Genomic DNA, 17,353 nt, shown 5'->3' with positions numbered 1-17,353 from the left:
GATCGCAAAAGCAAGATCAAAAGATCGCAGCCTGCGGCAGCTCCTACACGGATATTTCGTTATTTGTGTGCCCCGGGATTCCGTGAAGTCCCTTTTTTGCCATCGTGTTGCGCGGTCGCGCTACACGGATCAGCCGTTGCTGCGATTGCTTGCCTTGGCCTTGCTTTGAGCTACAGCGGCTTCAGCCTTCTGCTTCTGCGCAACCTGGAAGGCTTCCATCGAGACCTTGCGGGCAGACTCCATGCGATTGAATGTCTTGTCACCACCACCGGTGGCCATCGCCAGAGAAGAAGCGGTCAGCGCGGCGATTACGAACAGAGCTTTCATGGATTTCATTTGGATATCCTCAAGTGAGAAAGTGAGATAGGTAAATAGTTAAAAACGGAATTCATTGGCTGAGGCTGAACGGGCTTGTTCAACCTGACTTCACCAGCCAGCCAGAGCGGCGTTTCTGGTTCCCCAGGTGCCTTGCTCCATACGGCCTTCAGCGTTTTTGTTTTTCGCCCAGACGGTGAGCAGCACCATCATTCCAAAGCCACCGACGATGAGAACCGGATAGGCCGCCAGTAACTCGACCAGCGAGTATTTCCAGGCCAGCGGACGACCGACACCGAGCATGGCGGCATAGAACCACGACACACCGGAGAGCGCGCCTGAGAACAGCGCCAGCATGCGCAGGTTGAAGGAGAGTTTGAGTATCGAACCGGCTTTCTTCAGTGCCGGCAATACAGCGCTATGCAACAGGAAACCGTTAAAGGTCAACAGCACAACGATGCCGATTTTGGCTTGCAACTTTGGATTGAGGAAATATTCCATCCCCTTGCCGGCATAATCTATTCCGACAATAGCAATGCCTGTAATCCAAAGCGCTACAAGTGCAAGCGATACGGTTTTTTGAAGGCTTTCCATATGCGCGTCATCATGGTGACCCGACACATCCCCCTTCAGGAGTTGCTTGACCATTGCAATGTCACTGGTCAACACAAGCCCGATTGCAACGCAGCAGGCGATAAGATGGAAATAAACAACGCCCAAGCGAATATATTCCGCGGCTGGCGAAGTCAGTATACCAAGTTCCATGATTACCTCTTTGTACTCTTAGTGGATCAACATGACTTCAGCACGGCTAGTTGAATTTATCCGTTGCTGACTGCAGTCAGGATCCAGCAATTTCTATTATTTAATCTTGCGGCATTTTGCTGCGAAGAAAAAAGCGAGTTTAGCGAATGAACTTTTGATCATTCGGTTAGTTCCATTTTCAGGTAACAAAAAACCTCATTCGCACTGGGCGTCTATATGAGGTTTAACTTCCGCTTCTTGAGTCAGCTGAGCATCGGAGCCCGTGTGACTTGTTGCGTATTCTGAACGAAAAAAGCCGTCTGCGTTCATTTTTTGATCAATTTTGCTGACCAACGGCAGTGCCGAAACTGGTCGCACATTGCCATCACTGGAGGGCGCAGCCAGCACCATGACTGGCTTTCGGCGAGTCGGGAGGCGTATGAAAGCCCCGTCGATTTTTTCGTCTTTTTTTCCATATTCCAGGGTAAAAATCGGGGGTTATAAGCCAATCGGCCATCAAAAAAGCCCTGGTCGGGGTAAAAAACCAGGTCAATGCACTGCCATTTTTCCCTCGAAAAAAGCACATTCCGGACAGTTGATTGCGTCGGCATTAACAGGGCGGTCAGCACCGACTGGGAAGTAGTGCTGACCGTACTGTGTTTATCTCACCGAACCAGTTCGACCTCGCTCGGGCGCCACTCTTTCGTGAAGAACGACTCAAGGGGGCTGTAGAGGCGCAGGAGCATGAACCAGCCCTTGTCCGGCATGGTTTGTATCCAGTTGCCGGCTTTGGCGTCCGCAGGTTTGGAAGGGCCGAAGTAGATGGTCATGGAGCCATCCGCGTTTTCGACGGCCGCCGGTGACGGGTAGGTTTGACTGCCGGCACGGGGGTAGCGCTGTGGTGTCTGGAGCATGGAGCGCGTCTGGTTGTCGTAGACGGTGAAGGACCAGAATTTCGCCGCAGGGATCTTGGGTGGCAGGGTCACCTTATAGGTCTTTGCGCCATCGAAGGGATTCTTGTCGGCGTCAGTGAAACCCATGAGGTACTGCGAGCCCACGTTGGGCAGGCGCATGATCATGCCCGGCGAATCCATGGTGTAGCCGTAGTAGAAGGCCGTGCGCGAATCAAGCGTGCGCGCGCCAGTCGGTGGCAATGCCTTGAACAAGCCTTCCTTGGTGATCAACGGCGGCGGTGTTTCAAAATTGAAACCGCCTTGCCACAACATGTTGGCCCACATCGAGTTCGGGTAATAGGCCCAGCCGGGATACTCGGCGCCACGCCAGTTCAGCGCTCGTCCAGCGGCGTTACCCACGGCTGCCGCGTCGCTGAGGATTTTCTTCATTCGCTCGTCCGGAGCAAAGGGTTTGCCCTTTACGATACCAATGGCCGCCAATTGCCCCATGAGCTCCGGGCTGAACGAGGTGGCGGGTTCCAGCTGTACAAGCTTGTCGAGCATCTCGAAGTAGGAGAAATCGTTAGGCGGGATGGTGTTGAAGGACTTGCCACTGCCCTCGATGAATTTCGTTGGCGGTATCGGGGGGATGGGCTCCAAGCGGATTTTGCCTTCGAGTGCCGTGGCAATGCTGGTGCCGTGGCCACCCGGTGTGTAGGGGTAGATCTTCAGTTTCTCCTTGATGAGATCAACGGCAGGTTTCGGGTCGTTGTTCTCCATAAAGGCGCGAACGGCGTAGAGGACATGGTTGGTTTTGGAGCGGCCGACAAAGTAACCGCCATCAGGAACAGGACCCTCGTAGTCGGGCGGCAGAATCAGGTATTTACCCCCTTCACCGCGATCAGGTCCGGGCGCGCCGATGTCGATGATCCAGCCAAACCACATGTCATTGAGCGTGCCGAGGGCCTTGGGTGGCACCTCAACCACCAGTGGTCCTTTCGTCAGGTCGAGCGTGGCTACCGTGTAGATAGTATCGGCGTTGGCCGTGAGAAAGAGCGAGTTGGAGTCCATCAGCTCGGAGAAGATCACCACCGAGTTGTCTTCAGCGCCAATGCTGTGGAAACCCTCGCGAATCGCATAGGCCGAGGCGCCGGAAAAACTGTTCACGAAGGCATCGACACCCCGTGTGAACGCCAGTGTGTCGTAGACATTCCGAGCGGTTTCGGCGCTGGGCGCGCCATCCTTGAATTCCAGCACGCCGATTCGGGTCTCTACACGGTCCGGCGTCTTGACGGCGGGTGGAATGTCGGTGGCCGCCTGCGCCGAGGTCAGCACCGGCAACATCAGGGTAAAAAAGGACGTGAGTACGGCGATGGGTTTGAGAAGGTGCGCCATGGGTGTCTCCCGGGGGGAAGTTTGAAGTATTGATGACTCAAACTGAGGAAGGGCATGGCGCAAAGACTTTCGAAAGCCAGGCAAACCACAGCCTGGTTCCAGATCATCGGAGGTCTGCTGAAACTGATACGCCCGGATGACCTTTGGCGGATATTGCGCGCAGGTGACGGAGCAGCACGGAATGCTCGATCAGTTCTTCCAGCCGACCCAAGCATAGGTGCACATTTGCCATCGCTCCAGCCAGCGTCAACTGTTGGTCGATTGTTGCCTGTCTCGAAGGGGGGCAACCGGCCGATAGCCGCCAGACAGAATCATTCTAGGGTGTGGGTAATCCCGGTTCATGGGCTTCACGGCTGACGCTCATCTTGTCGCCAGCGAGAACGGGAGGGTGGCCGAGTAAACGTTCAGCAGCCTCCAGGCTGTCATTTGCGGGAACGAGCAATGCCTGCAGAGTGTCCGGGTCGATGACACCCCAGTTCGACAAATCAAAGCAACCGGAACCGCTACAGACAGCCTGATAGACGATTCGGGGAGAACCGTTCCTGTCCGTGTCGCATGTTCCGCCAATGAAATCGAAGTTGCTGTAACGCAGAAGCGTTGACCGGGGACCTTTTTCCACACTCAGTATGACGTCAGCACCCTCTGTGGAACGCCGGGGTGTGGTTGCATCGACGGCAATGGTCACGGTCGCGCCTGCACATTGGAAGACTTGTTTCGCCAGGACCGGCTGGGAGATGAGCATGGCAAATAAAGACGTGGCTGCAATCCGTAGCATGAGGAGTAGCTCAATCGTTTTTGGAGGGGGGATGCTAGCAGGGGCCTGAATAGAACGCATGATTGGCTGGCCCGGCCACTCAAATGTTCCACCGGCTGAAATGGACCCAAAGCCGAAGGTGGTGACAGGTAGTAATCGGCCAAGCACGGACTGTCTGGAGGCTCTGCAGGTATTGCGCCTGGCACAAAGCGACCAGGGCGGACGTTCACGGGGACAGCGCTCTGACCGCAGGCAACGGCCGTACTATAATTAATGTCTGTCAATGTTTGTGTGGCGAGCGCTCCAAGACGAATCAGGTATCCATAGTTAGCGTTCACCTGACAGGCAGAGGGCAGCACAGCAAAAGGGATGGACAATACGTCTGATTACTCGAGAGAGGGTTCAGCCATGAAAATTCACTCCTTCCAGCATTACTCTCATGGTCTGGAAATGGCCGTTCACGATGCATGGATTACCGCCAAGGTGAAGTCGACCCTGGCATTTTCCGATCCGACCCTTAGCCTGCATATCAATGTCAAGACCCATGCGGGCATAGTGGGGTTAAGCGGCCGCGTCAACACTCATAGACAGTGTGAACAGGTCATGGATCTGGCCCGTTCGGTTCATGGTGTCGCCGAAGTCGATGCCAGCGACCTGCAGACCCATGTGTTCACGCCAGGGAGTTTTCCAGAAGCACCCAACGCCGAAGAGAGCACTGAGCGCCGTCCACAATCGTCAACAAAGATGGACGACAAATGACAATGGCAACTTTGTAGGCGCCGCGCTCCCAGTCGGGAACCGAGAGCGCAGGGAAGCTGAATGCCTGTGTGCCCCAGAGTGAAACGCCCATGGTTTCGTGGACATTTCCGACTGGCTGCTTAGGCCGTTTTCTGCCTGTCATCCAGGGTAACGACCGTGTATTCAACCGATCGAGCTTCTGCTGCGCGTCATGTGTATGAGGGCCGATCGGCCGTTTCCCAAAGCAGGTCGCTCCTCAATGGCATAAGGCACAAATCCAAGCTTGGGGTAGAGCAGCAGCCCTGCCGTGTTTTCGTTGAAACAGGAAATCTGCACCTCGTTGGCTGCGTAACGCTCGAATGCCAAACCGGTCATCGTTTCCACGATAAACGTGGCCACTCCTTCGCCCCGGGCGCTCGGCGAGACGATGACATTGCCGATACAGCAAACGCCATTGCGTTCAGCTCGATAGAAATTGGCAAACCCAACGACAGTCCCATTGATCTCCACGACGGTAGAGTCGAAGCGTTGGGAGATCGCGGTATTCAACTGCGTTTCCGTTAGCGGGAAGTGCGCCTTCGGAAACATGAAATACAACTCTTGAGCGTTCTGAGGAAAGCCGCAGATCATTTTTACGTCGCTAGCCTTCACTGGCCTGTGGTTCAGTTTCATTGCTCGTCTCTAAGCTCCATGAATCAGTACTCTAGCTGAGCCCCAAGGCTGGCGCAGGGTCATCCTGAGTTGCGAAGGGGCGTGTCAGTTCGCGCCCAACTTGAATTTGATACTGTCTGAGGGCCACCAGGTCCACGATGGCGGCGGCGTGTAGCAGCCTGGCTGATTGGCGGGTGTCGCGTCACAGCGGACGGTGTAGCCCTTGTTGCTCATTTCTCTCCCGCCTTCGCCGGTGCCGCGCTCATTGTACGAAGAGCAGCCACCGAGCAAAGCGACAGCCAGTAAAACTGTTGTGTACTTCATAAATGCCTCCATGCGTAGAGCGTGCAGCTTAGCCATGAGTCCCGACTGGTGCGGGATTTTTTTGTCTAAAAGTGATGACTGCAACCGAACGAGAGCCCCGAAGCGCGTGGGCATTTGATGGGCAAGCATCCTTGATTCAACTGCCGAACGACTGTTATTGGCCGGAAGCGGTCCATTCTAATGGGCAACTTTTGGCCGAAGGGTGGCAGCATTCACAGGTTGGTAGACCAGGACGCGAGGAGCCCGGCAGGCTCGAACGCCCCTTGTGCATAACCACCATAAAACCGGGACGAATGAACGCCACAACGGTGTGCTGTCCCCCTTTTCGTCTTGAACTCATCAGCCCAATACGACCAGCAGAAATCATTCCCCGGAATCGGCGCCAGTTCGACGGCGGCCTCAAGTATGAGAATGAGTGGCTCGACTGCGAAATCACACTCGGCTGTTCCCTGGAGCAAGCGACACAGGTGGCGTGTTTCCACGGGGTATTCCAGATACGATTTCGACGATATAAGGGGCGAAACATGATCAAACCACAGTGGGCCGCAACTCGTGCACCAGTTCAATCAGCGCGCGCAATCGCGCCGGCACGAAGCGATGGCCCGAGTAGTAAAGCCTCAATCCGCCAAACGACGGGCACCACGGCATCAGCACTGGCACCAGGGCGCCGCTTGCCAGTTCTTCGTGGATGAACCACTCGGAAATGAAACCGATGCCAAGGCCCAACAACACGGCCTGTTTGATGGCCGGCAGCTCGTTGGAGGCCAAGCGCACCGGCAGATCCATCTGCAGCTTCTGGCCGTCGCGCTCCAATTCCCAATGGTAGAGGCCTCCGTGGGCCATGCGCATGCCGATGCTCTGGTGGGTCAGTAGGTCTCGCGGGTGCTCGGGCACGCCGTGGCGTTCGAGGTACTCGGGCGTTGCCACCACGAGCATCCGGATGTCACCTGACAGTGCCACGGCAATCATGTCTTGCGGCACGGACTCTGCCAGGCGAATCCCTGCGTCGAAGCCTCCGGCGACGATGTCGATCATGCTTGATTCGCTGACGATGTCGATGCGCACCTCGGGATAGCGCTGAGCGTACTGCTTGAAGAGCGGCTCCAGCAGCAGGCAGGCCGCGCCATGCGGTGCATTGATGCGCAGTGTGCCGCTGGGTTCGTCGGGGCCGACGCTGGCCTCTTCGCCGGCACTTTTGATCTGTGCCAACGCAGGGGCGATGCGTTCCACATAGCGTTGCCCGATGTCGGTGAGGGCAACGCTGCGCGTGGAGCGATTGAACAGGCGCACCTTCAGGCGCGCTTCCAGGCCGGCCACCGCGCTGCTCACGGCGGTGGTGGACATGCCCAACTCCTGTGCTGCGCCACGAAAACTGCTGCGGCGCGCAACGGCCAGAACCACTTCCAGCTCGGTCATTCCTGTTCTGTGCATGGATTGTCCTAAAAATACGGATGTTTCATAAGCCAAAGGATAGCTTATCGGAACAATGATCCCCTCTTAGACTTCGCATCACAGAGGCTCGATTCAGGCGAGTCATTTTGAGCGAGGAGTCGCCATGCAACGCATTGAACACATCTACATCAACGGCGAGTTCGTCATTCCACACGGTCAGGAATGGTTCGACCTTCATAACCCGAGCACCGAGGAAGTCATCGGTCAGGTTCGGCTGGGCGATGCACTGGACGCACAGCGTGCCATCGCAGCCGCCAAGGCTGCGTTCCCGGCGTGGTCTCGTAGCAGTCGGGAGGAGCGTATAGCGGCACTGCAACGCGTGCACCGGGCCGTGGCGGCCAGGGAGGAAGAACTGCTGGAAGCCATCCTCGTGGAGTACGGCGCACCTGCGGTCCGCGGCCGCTGGATGGCGACTTATCCGGCTGACGTGATTGCGCAAGCAATCGATGCACTGGAGGCGTTCGATTTCGAGGAACAGGTCGGCATTGCCAGGGTCATTCTGACGCCCGTGGGCGTTAGCGGTCTGATCACACCCTGGAACAGCAATGCGGGCTTCATCTGTAACAAGCTGGCCACCGCGCTGGCGGCAGGCTGCACCGCCGTCATCAAGCCAAGTGAGATAAGCGCGTTGCAGACGCAGGTCGTGGTCAGGGCGTTGCACGAGGCGGGGCTGCCACCGGGTGTATTCAATATCGTCAACGGACGGGGCGATGTGGTCGGCGAGGAAATCGCCCGTCATCCTGACGTTGCCAAGATCTCTTTCACGGGTTCGTCCGCTGTCGGCCAGCATCTGGTAAAAACCGGTGCCGACACCATGAAGCGCGTGACGCTCGAACTCGGCGGCAAGTCGCCCACCGTGGTGCTTGACGATGCGGATTTCCAGGCGGTCATGCCGTTGGTGCTGCAAGCCGGATTTCTCAACAGCGGCCAGGCTTGCATTGCGGGTACTCGCATCCTTGTGCCGCGCAGCCGGCTGGCAGAGTTCGAGCGGATTGCGAAGGAGAGCGTCTCACAGGTTCAATCGGGCGATCCGCGCAACGCCGACACCGACATCGGCCCGATGGTGAGCCAGAAACAATGGGAACGGGTGCAGCGCTACATCCGTATCGGCCAGGAAGAAGGCGCAAGGTTGCTGGCGGGTGGCGAAGGTCGCCCGGAAGGCTTGCACGCCGGATGGTTCGTGAAGCCCACGATCTTCACTGATGCCAACAACCGGATGCGCATCGCGCGTGAGGAAATCTTCGGCCCCGTGCTGACTATCATCCCCTACGAGGGTGATGCTGATGCGATCCGCATTGCCAACGACACGGACTATGGGCTGAGCGCCCTGGTGCTGGGAAAGAGTTCCGAACGCTGTATGAACGTCGCCCGTCAGATCGATTCGGGACGCGTGCTCATCAACACCCTGACCCACGAACCGCGTGCCCCTTTCGGTGGATTCAAGCATTCAGGCCTTGGGCGCGAAATGGGGAGGTGGGGGATGAGCGCATATCTGGAGCCGAAGACGTTGATCACGTATGAACCGTTGAAATGACCGGGTCGGGTTCCTGTCTGGGAGCACTGGGCGGGAATGGCAGACAGTGAAGCTGAGCCAGTCACTGGTGCGTACTTGGACGCAAGCGTATTGTTCGATGCGCTTCACCTCTCTCGGAAATCTTCAAAAAGGACGACGAACATGGATGTTGAACTGGCTCATGAGATTGAAGCCGCAGAAAGCGAGTATTTACGTTCGCGTGTTGAGAACCTGGCAGGGGTAAGCGGAAATCCTTATGGCGCACGTGTTTTTTTCAACGCAGACTTTCCATGCTTTCAAGTTAACGCATCGCCAAGTCCAATGTTCAACCGCATCTACGGTGACATCGTCGGCGATCCGCTAGCAGTGTTGAAATTGCTGACTGAGTCAGCGGAGCATTCGACCGTAACCCCTCTTATCGGAAAACCTTCGGCGCTGGAGCAATACGCTTTTGTGGGCGAAGCACGGCTTGAGCGTTTGAGGGGGTGGACTCACTTGCAATTCGCTTGTGCCATTGAAAAGGTGGTTTTGAGTCGTCACTCATTCGAAATTGAAGAGGTCACGTCGAAAACTCTGGCTTTATTCGCAGATGTGCACGCGGGCGGCTTTCATACCAAGCCGGAACATCGGCTGCTGAATCAGGCTTCCTTTGCAGGGCAGACGCCTAACGGACGTCTGAAAATCTACGTCTTGAAAGCGGAAGGGACAGTGGTAGCAGGGGCTTCGATGTACTTGGCCAGCAATGGCATTGCCTACCTTGGAACGGCTGCAACCCGAAAGGATGCCCGGGGCTATGGCTACCACGGAGGACTGATTTCTCACCGAGTAGAGCAAGCTAAGAAGCATGGCTGCCACTGGGTCGCTTCGACCGCGCTGGCCAACTCCCAAAGCCGCCGAAATCTGGAACGTGCCGGGTTAACGGCATCCCATGCCCAAGCACTATACCGCCTGACCGATAGCTGAGATAAACGGCTGAGTATGACCGTCCGATTCTGGCCGAGGCTGTGTAAAAACGTTTTTGATCGTAATAGGTGGCTGGATTCGACACAAAAATTGCGTTCCTACGCAAATTTCAGGTCTGCTGAGTTGCCGAGTGCCAGCCATCCTAGAGCTCCACTTTGTTGTTCGCGGACTGCGTCAAAAACTCGGTGATCAGTGACGTAACCTGCTGTTGGATTACTTCGCGCGGGCGAGCATTGTCGCCATCCCCGCAAATGATGCCATCGCCAGGAATGTCCTCTTCGAGCAATGCCACTGCACCTGGTTTGCAAATCGGCAAGAAGCTGAAATGGCTGGCGTCACTGATCTCGACATAGCGGCTGGACGCTTGGGGCAGGCGTGTGGCCAGGTTGGCGGACTCCAACTGAGCAGGCAGTTCCACCGATGGTGCGCCGGCAGCGATAACCAGCACCGGCACCGGCAGTGCCGCAAGGCTCTCATCTGTCATCCCGCGCGAGAGTCCCAGGTCCAGAGAAACCACAGCGGTGACGCGTTGATCGCGCAAATCGCCGGCCAGACCAGCCTTTAATGCCGGAGTACTCTCAGGGTTGATCTTTTGATAATTGGTGCAACTGGATAACTGCGGATGGAGTTTGCAGTCACGGGCAAACAGGTCGGGGTCGAAACGAGCGCCGGCGATCTCCATTGCAGTCCAGCCGCCGAGTGAATGGCCCACTACAGCAATTTGACGCTTTGTGACCACGCCAAACTTTTCAGGTTGAGTGGTGACCGCCTCAATGGCCCGATGCAGGTCAATGGGCCGCTGCCATAACTGCGCCGCCGCTTGCGGGCTTCGATCATGGGTCGTGGTGCCGGGGTGGTTGACCGCTGCGACAATGTAACCCTTATGGGCCAATGCACTCGCCAACCAGATCTGATTGTTCCAATTGCCTCTGAATCCATGGGAGAGCACCACCAATGGGTGCTCGCCAGCAGAGGGTGGCGCGTTGCGAACCGCAGAAGCACCGACAAACACCACATCGTCGCCTATCAACTGTGGGGTGACGGTCGTTGTACTGGGATACCAGACGACCATCTCCAGCGGACGCTCATTGTGTGGGTCCGCCAGGGTGTAGGATTGGAAGCCGACAGAGTTGACGTCAGCGAGAGCGCTGGTCGTCAGACAGGTTAAAAGCAGGGCGCCGTGAGCTGTTTTCAATGGGTTGTCTTCCTTGATTTAGATAGGGGTTCCGAACCTGGAACCCACCGATAGCGTGCATCACATCTCGCAAATTATAGAAATGATGCGCCGTGAGCAGGTGAATCTGCACCGACATTAAAGCCGATACTCCGACTGACATGTATAGTTTTCGTTATCTGCATTGACCGGTCAGCAGCCGGGCTTGCGGGGCAAGTCCGAAGGGCCGCTATTGGCCCAGAGTGATGAAGGCGCTGTTGGCATAAGTGCCATCCGCGTCAGTCCAGTGGCAGCGATATCGTCAATCTCGTTCCTTTGTCCGGTGCGCTGTCGATCGAGAACTCCCCACCCAGCATGCTGATGCGTTCCTTCATGCCGACCAACCCGAACGAGTTGAGTTTTTTGCGATCCGTCATGCCGACGCCGTTGTCCTTGATCTGCAGGTAAAGCTGGCGACCCTCCCTGTAGAGTTCGATATGCACCTGTGTCGCTTGCGCGTGCCGGGCAATATTCGACAGTGATTCCTGCACGATGCGGAACAGCGTCGTGGCGGATTTTTCATTCAGGTCGCAGCGGAAATTTTCGTCTTTCGCCGACATCGTGCAATCGATCGCGCTGCGCTGGCGGAACTCTTCAAGTTGCCACTCGATCGCGGCCTGCAATCCCAGGTCGAGTACGGGTGGCCGAAGATCATTGATGATACTGCGCACACTGCGGATGGCGGTATCGAGGTGATTCAGCGCATCGCTGGCCTTTTCGTTGAGCCTGGGGTGCAGGGTGCCGGTGCGCGCCTGCAGCATGGAGACATCGATGCGCAACGCCAGCAGACTCTGTCCAAGCTCGTCGTGGATGTCGCGTGCGATGCGCTTTCGCTCTTCTTCCTTGATGTGCTCTTGATAGGAGGCCAGTTCACGCAGCTGCCGTTTCGATTGCAGCAATTCTTCGGCCTGTATCGTCAGTTTGCGCTGCAAGTAGAACAGGTCGACAAACACCTGGATCTTGGCGCGAAGCACCTCGGCCACAATCGGCGAGAAGATGTAATCCACGGCGCCGGACGTGTAACCGCGGAAACGCTCGGAATCCGTGTCGGCCTCTGCGGTGACGAAGATAATGGGGGTATGGGCCGACTTCGGGCGGCCGTGAATGAGTGCAGCGGTTTCAAAACCGTCCATCGCCGGCATTTTCACGTCGAGCAGAATGACGGCGAAGTCGCGCTGCAATAGCAGGCGCAGCGCCTCGCGTCCGGAATTCGCCGTGGCGACATCGAGGCCCATGTCGGTAATCACCGCGGCGAGCGCCGTGAGCTTGGCGGGATTGTCATCCACCAGCAATACGGAGGCTGGCACGCCATCAGGCGGGGCAGGGTGCCGCACCTGGGCGCTCTCTTTGAATACCGGAGGTTGCTTCATCGATAGAGCCATTTGCGCATCAGCGACAGCAGCTGGTCGGTATCCACCGGCTTGCTGACATAATCCGAGGCGCCTGCCTCGATGCACTTTTCACGGTCACCCATCATCGCCTTGGCCGTCAGCGCAATCATGGGCAGGGCTTCAAATCGTTTGAAGGTACGGATCTGGCGCATGGTTTCAAAGCCATCCATCTCGGGCATCATGATGTCCATCAGCACGATGTCGGTATCGGGCTGCTGCTGCAGCAGTTCTATGGCGGTCCGGCCGTTTTCGGCCGTGGCCACCCGCATGTTGTTGCTCTCGAGCACGCTGGTCAGGGCAAAGATATTGCGCACGTCGTCGTCGACCACCAGGGCCTTTTTACCCTCGAGGCTGTCCGAGCCCTCATAGAGTTTTTCCAGCATCCTGCGCTGGGTCTGCGACAGCCTATCGACGACACGGTGTAGAAACAGTGCGGTTTCGTCGAGGATGCGTTCGGGAGACTGAACGGCCTTGATCACGCCCGTGCCCAGCAGTGTCCGGAAACGCTCGTGTTGCGGCTTGGTCAGTGTCTCTGCACCGTAGACGACGATCGGCAATTCACGCCTGGCCTGGTCTTCCTGCAACGCCTCGAGGAGCTTGATGCCGGATGCGTCGGGCAGTTCGAGATGGATTGCCATGCAGTCATAGCGTTTCTTTGCCAGTTTCTTCAAGGCTTCAGCGCCGCTGGCGGTCGTTTCGATCTTCACGTCGGTGTTACCGAGTAGATCGAGGATGCGGGCGCGGTTCGCTTCGTCGCCGTCGACCAGCAGCAGGTTCCTGGTCTTGCGCCCTGCGAATGCGACGATGCCGACCAGCGCCTGTTGAATCTCGTCGGCTGTGACCGGCTTGAGCAGATAGTCGAAAGCGCCATAGCGCAGCCCGCGTGTGCGGTCGTCAGTGTTCGAGATGATCTGGACCGGGATATGACGTGTGGCGAAATTTCCCTTCAACTGCTCGAGCAGCAACCAGCCATCGATGTCCGTCAGGCCCGGGTCCAGCGTGATCGCGGCGGGTTTGAAACGTTCGACCAGCTCCAGTGCATCCGCGCCACGGGTCGTGACGATTGCCCTGAACCCCTTCTGGTGCGCGGCCTCGAGCAGAATGCCGGCGAATCGGGCGTCGCCCTCGAGCATCAGCAGCACCTGGTCGCCGGGTTGGACCGACTCGCGGTCGTCGAGTATCTGTGCAGTCGGGCCTGACAGGAGGTCGCGCCTGACCTGGCCTGGCATTGCCTCTGTCACTGATTCGTCCAGCGTCTGACGCTGGGCATCCTGCGTACGCAAGGGCACGTACAGCGCGAACGTACTGCCCTTGCCGATCTCACCGGGGATCAGCCGCAGCTCACCGCCCAGCCGGTGTGCGAGCTCGCGGCTGATCGACAGGCCGAGGCCGGTGCCACCGTATTTTCGTGAGGTTCCGGTATCGGCTTGCTGGAACGCCTCGAAGATCAGCTTCTGCTTGCCGGCCGATACGCCAATGCCGGTGTCGGTGACCACGAAGGCGACCACCGCATCGGCGCGATTCAGTTCGCTGTGATCCACACTCCACCCGGACGCAACGGGCGCGATGCTGATCTTGACGCTGCCTTGTTCCGTGAACTTGAAGGCGTTGGACAGCAGGTTCTTGACCACCTGCAGCAGGCGCTTTTCGTCGGTCCACAAGACGGGGGGCAGGGTAGGCGCCAGTTCAATCGTGAAGGTCAGGCCGCGGCTTTCGGCGACCGGCCGGAAGGTGCGTTCGATCTGGTCGTGCAGATCGGCGAACCGCGCTTCATTCAGATCCAGCGTGACCGTACCCGACTCGATCTTGGACAGGTAGAGAATCTCGTCGATCAGCTCCAGCAGGTCTTTGCCCGCGCTGCGGATGGTCTTGGCATATTCGACCTGCCTGGGGGTGAGATTGTGTTCCGCGTTGTCGCTGAGCTGTCGGGCCAGGATCAGCAAGCTGTTCAATGGCGTTCTGAGCTCATGGGACATGCTGGAGAGGAATTCGGACTTGTACTTCGAGGTCAGTGTCAGCTGCTCCGCCTTCTCCTCCAGCGACAGCTTGGTGATCTCGACTTCGCGGTTCTTGCGCTCGACTTCGGCTTTCTGCTCCGCCAGCAGTCCGGCCTTGTCCTCCAGTTCCTCGTTGGTCTGTCTCAATTCCTCCTGTTGCCTTTGCAGCTCGTGCGCCAGCGATTGCGACTGCTTGAGCAGTTCTTCGGTGCGCATATTCGCTTCGATCGTGTTGAGCACGATACCGATCGATTCGGCCAACTGATCAAGGAAGGTTTGATGAATGATGCTGTAGCGCGTGAACGAAGCCATTTCGACGACGGCCTTGACCTTGTTCTCGAACAGGATCGGCAACACGATGATATTCAGCGGGGCGGCAGCACCCAGTCCCGATGAAATCGCGACGTAATTGGCCGGTACATCGGTCAACAGGATGCGCCGCTTCTCGTAGGCGCATTGCCCGACCAGGCCCTCGCCGAGCCGCCACTCATCGTTGACATTGATGTTGCCCTTGTACGCATAAGCGGACAGCAGCTTGAGTTTCGCCGGATCCGGCGGGTTCTCGTCCATCATGTAGAACACACCGTGCTGGGCGTTGATCAGCGGAGCCAGTTCAGACAGCACCATCTTGGAGACTGCCGCCAGATCGCGCTGGCCCTGCAGCAGGCGGTTGAATTTCGCCAGATTGCTCTTGAGCCAGTCCTGCTCCGCGTTTTGCCGCGTGGTTTCCCGCAGGTTGCGGATCATCTCGTTGACGTTGTCCTTCAGTTCCGCCACTTCACCCTTTGCTTCCACCTCCACGTAACGGGTCAGATCACCCTTGGTCACGGCCGTCGCCACATCGGCAATTGCACGTACCTGGTTGGTCAGGTTGGCCGCCAGACCGTTCACGTTGTCAGTCAGGTCGCGCCAGGTGCCGGCAGCACCCGGCACGTTGGCCTGGCCCCCCAGCTTGCCCTCGACGCCCACTTCACGCGCCACCGAGGTCACCTGGTCGGAGAACAGCGCCAGCGTATCGGTCATACCGTTGATGGTGTCGGCCAGTTCGGCGATCTCACCCTTGGCTTCCAGTGTCAGCTTCTTCTTCATGTCGCCGTTGGCGACGGCGGTCACCACCTTCGCGATGCCTCGCACCTGGCTGGTCAGGTTGGCCGCCATGAAGTTCACGTTCTCGGTCAGATCCCTCCAGGTGCCGGACACGCCTTGCACCTGTGCCTGCCCCCCGAGCTTGCCTTCGGTGCCGACTTCGCGCGCCACCCGTGTCACTTCAGCGGCGAAGCTATTGAGCTGGTCCACCATGGTGTTGATGGTGTTCTTCAGCTCCATGATTTCGCCCTTGGCTTCCACGGTGATCTTGCGTCCCAGGTTGCCTTTGGCCACCGCCGTCGTCACGTCGGCGATGTTGCGCACCTGATTGGTCAGGTTGGCCGCCATGCTGTTGACCGAGTCGGTCAAGTCTTTCCAGGTCCCACCGACGCCCGTCACCTTGGCCTGGCCGCCGAGTTTGCCGTCAGTGCCCACCTCGCGAGCCATGCGCGTCACTTCGTCGGCAAAGGTCGAGAGCTGGTCCACCATGGTGTTGATGGTTTCCTTGAGCTGGAGAATTTCACCTTTCGCTTCGGCTGTGATCTTGCGCGACAGGTCGCCGTTGGCCACCGCCGTCGTCACGTCGGCAATGTTGCGCACCTGGGTGGTCAGGTTTGCCGCCATGCCGTTGACCGAATTGGTCAAGTCCTTCCAGGTACCGGACACGCCGGTGACTTCGGCCTGTCCGCCCAGTTTGCCTTCGGTGCCGACTTCCAGCGCGACCCGTGTCACCTCCGAGGCGAAGCTGGAGAGCTGGTCGACCATCGTGTTGATGGTGTTTTTCAGTTCGAGAATTTCGCCCTTGGCTTCAACGGTAATTTTCTTGCCGAGGTCGCCGCGCGCCACCGCCGTCGTCACCTGTGCGAGGTTGCGCACCTGGGTGGTCAGGTTGGCCGCCATGCCGTTGACCGATTCGGTCAGGTCGCGCCAGGTGCCTGACACGCCGCGCACTTCCGCCTGGCCGCCCAACTTGCCTTCGGTACCGACTTCCAGCGCCACGCGGGTCACCTCCGCAGCGAAACTCGAGAGCTGGCCGACCATGGTGTTGATGGTGTTTTTCAGCTCGAGAATCTCACCCCTGGCCTCGACGGTAATCGTCTTGCCCAGATCGCCTTTGGCCACTGCCGTCGTCACGTAAGCGATGTTGCGCATCTGGGTGGTCAGGTTGGCGGCCATGTCGTTGACGGAGTCGGTCAGGTCTTTCCAGGTGCCGGACACCCCTTTGACATTGGCCTGCCCACCGAGAATCCCCTCAGTACCGACTTCCCGCGCCACGCGGGTGACCTCGGAAGCGAAGGAACCCAGGCGCGTCACCATGGTGTTCACGATCTCGGCGGATTTGAGGAACTGGCCCCGCAGTTTCAGACCTTCGAGTACCGGCGGTACCTGCTGGCTCAGATTACCCTCGGCCACCGAACCTACCACGCGAATGATCTCGTTCATCGGGCTGATGAGGTCGCTGGTGAGCGCATTGCTGGAGTTGACGATCTTTTGCCACGAGCCTTTCATCATCGGCAATTCGATACGCTCATCGACCTTGCCCTGCTTGCCGATCAGTTGCGCCACGCGCTCGAATTCGGTGGTGGTCTCGGCCGCCATGTCGATGATCTCGTTGAGCGTGTCGGCGATCTTGCCCGGCATGCCGGTCCAGTCTTCCGGCATACGCGTGGTGAAGTCACCTTTGCGCAACGACTTCAGCGCTGCCAGCAATGTCTTCATGTCCAATACTTCGATCGGTGTCGTCACTGTGGCCATGTCTGTGTCCAGTCAAAATGGATGCCGCGGGCAAGGCATCAACCTTTGCCGCAGGAGCCGGCATTGCAGTATTTACCCTGTCGAAAACTGAGCGCTGGCTTACGAAATACTAGCAAGGTTGGCGCAATGCCCCGGATCCCGGGGGAAATTGTCATATTGCAGTGCAATC

12 protein-coding genes are annotated in these 17,353 nt (G+C 57.8%); 3 read left to right on the top strand and 9 right to left on the bottom strand.

Annotated elements, in window-relative coordinates; all coding sequences use genetic code 11:
- Positions 1-129: 129 nt before the first annotated feature.
- The 4 genes from CD175_RS08450 to CD175_RS08435 all read right to left on the bottom strand — a co-directional run bounded on the left by CD175_RS08450 (position 130) and on the right by CD175_RS08435 (position 4,122).
- On the bottom strand, positions 130-336 hold the full coding sequence (locus CD175_RS08450) for a co-regulatory protein PtrA N-terminal domain-containing protein (RefSeq protein ID WP_007971248.1): 207 nt from the start codon (positions 334-336) through the stop codon (positions 130-132).
- A gap of 90 nt (positions 337-426) precedes the next feature.
- The gene (locus CD175_RS08445; RefSeq protein WP_104448502.1) at positions 427-1,080 is read right to left on the bottom strand and encodes a hypothetical protein; all 654 of its coding nucleotides are present in this window, start codon (positions 1,078-1,080) and stop codon (positions 427-429) included.
- A 644-nt stretch (positions 1,081-1,724) separates the two neighbouring features.
- A complete protein-coding gene (locus tag CD175_RS08440; protein ID WP_104448501.1) occupies positions 1,725-3,347 on the bottom strand; it encodes a DUF1254 domain-containing protein in 1,623 nt (540 codons plus the stop codon).
- 316 nt (positions 3,348-3,663) lie between these two features.
- Positions 3,664-4,122 (bottom strand): hypothetical protein, encoded by a 459-nt coding sequence (locus CD175_RS08435; RefSeq protein WP_104448500.1) that lies wholly within the window; start codon positions 4,120-4,122, stop codon positions 3,664-3,666.
- A 387-nt stretch (positions 4,123-4,509) separates the two neighbouring features.
- Between CD175_RS08435 and CD175_RS08430 the strand changes: the two genes are divergently transcribed.
- Positions 4,510-4,860: a BON domain-containing protein gene (locus tag CD175_RS08430; protein ID WP_104448499.1), complete on the top strand. Its 351-nt coding sequence runs from the start codon at positions 4,510-4,512 to the stop codon at positions 4,858-4,860.
- 162 nt (positions 4,861-5,022) lie between these two features.
- Here the strand turns inward: CD175_RS08430 and CD175_RS08425 are convergent, their stop codons facing one another.
- Together CD175_RS08425 and CD175_RS08415 are read right to left on the bottom strand one after the other, a co-directional pair.
- Positions 5,023-5,511 (bottom strand): GNAT family N-acetyltransferase, encoded by a 489-nt coding sequence (locus tag CD175_RS08425; RefSeq protein ID WP_104448498.1) that lies wholly within the window; start codon positions 5,509-5,511, stop codon positions 5,023-5,025.
- A gap of 831 nt (positions 5,512-6,342) precedes the next feature.
- Positions 6,343-7,245: a LysR family transcriptional regulator gene (locus CD175_RS08415; RefSeq protein ID WP_167399508.1), complete on the bottom strand. Its 903-nt coding sequence runs from the start codon at positions 7,243-7,245 to the stop codon at positions 6,343-6,345.
- A gap of 124 nt (positions 7,246-7,369) precedes the next feature.
- Here CD175_RS08415 and CD175_RS08410 point away from each other — a divergent pair, with 124 nt between their 5' ends.
- Together CD175_RS08410 and CD175_RS08405 are read left to right on the top strand one after the other, a co-directional pair.
- On the top strand, positions 7,370-8,800 hold the full coding sequence (locus CD175_RS08410) for an aldehyde dehydrogenase family protein (RefSeq protein WP_104448495.1): 1,431 nt from the start codon (positions 7,370-7,372) through the stop codon (positions 8,798-8,800).
- Positions 8,801-8,941: 141 nt separating this feature from the next.
- On the top strand, positions 8,942-9,742 hold the full coding sequence (locus CD175_RS08405) for a GNAT family N-acetyltransferase (RefSeq protein WP_104448494.1): 801 nt from the start codon (positions 8,942-8,944) through the stop codon (positions 9,740-9,742).
- Positions 9,743-9,884: 142 nt separating this feature from the next.
- On the opposite strand, the gene CD175_RS08400 is transcribed toward CD175_RS08405, so the two are convergent.
- The 3 genes from CD175_RS08400 to CD175_RS08390 all read right to left on the bottom strand — a co-directional run bounded on the left by CD175_RS08400 (position 9,885) and on the right by CD175_RS08390 (position 17,184).
- Positions 9,885-10,937, bottom strand: coding sequence for an alpha/beta hydrolase family protein (locus tag CD175_RS08400; RefSeq protein WP_104448493.1), 1,053 nt, complete (start codon positions 10,935-10,937; stop codon positions 9,885-9,887).
- A 257-nt stretch (positions 10,938-11,194) separates the two neighbouring features.
- Positions 11,195-12,325, bottom strand: coding sequence for an ATP-binding response regulator (locus CD175_RS08395; RefSeq protein WP_104448492.1), 1,131 nt, complete (start codon positions 12,323-12,325; stop codon positions 11,195-11,197).
- Positions 12,322-17,184 carry a response regulator gene (locus CD175_RS08390; RefSeq protein WP_104448491.1) on the bottom strand — a complete coding sequence of 1,621 codons (4,863 nt, stop codon included), beginning with the start codon at positions 17,182-17,184 and terminating at the stop codon, positions 12,322-12,324. The genes CD175_RS08395 and CD175_RS08390 overlap by 4 nt, the downstream gene beginning before the upstream one ends.
- Positions 17,185-17,353 lie beyond the last annotated feature (169 nt).

The organism is Pseudomonas laurylsulfatiphila (genome assembly GCF_002934665.1).
Taxonomy (GTDB): domain Bacteria; phylum Pseudomonadota; class Gammaproteobacteria; order Pseudomonadales; family Pseudomonadaceae; genus Aquipseudomonas; species Aquipseudomonas laurylsulfatiphila.
This window is presented reverse-complemented; position numbering and strand designations above follow the sequence as displayed.

What these genes read in the sequence shown, in the direction of transcription:
- CD175_RS08410 (WP_104448495.1), top strand. Translation starts at nt 7,370, where the DNA reads ATGCAACGCATTGAACACATCTACATCAACGGCGAGTTCGTCATTCCA.
- CD175_RS08450 (WP_007971248.1), bottom strand. Translation starts at nt 336, where the DNA reads ATGAAATCCATGAAAGCTCTGTTCGTAATCGCCGCGCTGACCGCTTCT.
- CD175_RS08415 (WP_167399508.1), bottom strand. Translation starts at nt 7,245, where the DNA reads ATGCACAGAACAGGAATGACCGAGCTGGAAGTGGTTCTGGCCGTTGCG.
- CD175_RS08395 (WP_104448492.1), bottom strand. Translation starts at nt 12,325, where the DNA reads ATGAAGCAACCTCCGGTATTCAAAGAGAGCGCCCAGGTGCGGCACCCT.
- CD175_RS08405 (WP_104448494.1), top strand. Translation starts at nt 8,942, where the DNA reads ATGGATGTTGAACTGGCTCATGAGATTGAAGCCGCAGAAAGCGAGTAT.
- CD175_RS08390 (WP_104448491.1), bottom strand. Translation starts at nt 17,184, where the DNA reads ATGGCCACAGTGACGACACCGATCGAAGTATTGGACATGAAGACATTG.
- CD175_RS08430 (WP_104448499.1), top strand. Translation starts at nt 4,510, where the DNA reads ATGAAAATTCACTCCTTCCAGCATTACTCTCATGGTCTGGAAATGGCC.
- CD175_RS08445 (WP_104448502.1), bottom strand. Translation starts at nt 1,080, where the DNA reads ATGGAACTTGGTATACTGACTTCGCCAGCCGCGGAATATATTCGCTTG.
- CD175_RS08435 (WP_104448500.1), bottom strand. Translation starts at nt 4,122, where the DNA reads ATGCTACGGATTGCAGCCACGTCTTTATTTGCCATGCTCATCTCCCAG.
- CD175_RS08440 (WP_104448501.1), bottom strand. Translation starts at nt 3,347, where the DNA reads ATGGCGCACCTTCTCAAACCCATCGCCGTACTCACGTCCTTTTTTACC.
- CD175_RS08425 (WP_104448498.1), bottom strand. Translation starts at nt 5,511, where the DNA reads ATGAAACTGAACCACAGGCCAGTGAAGGCTAGCGACGTAAAAATGATC.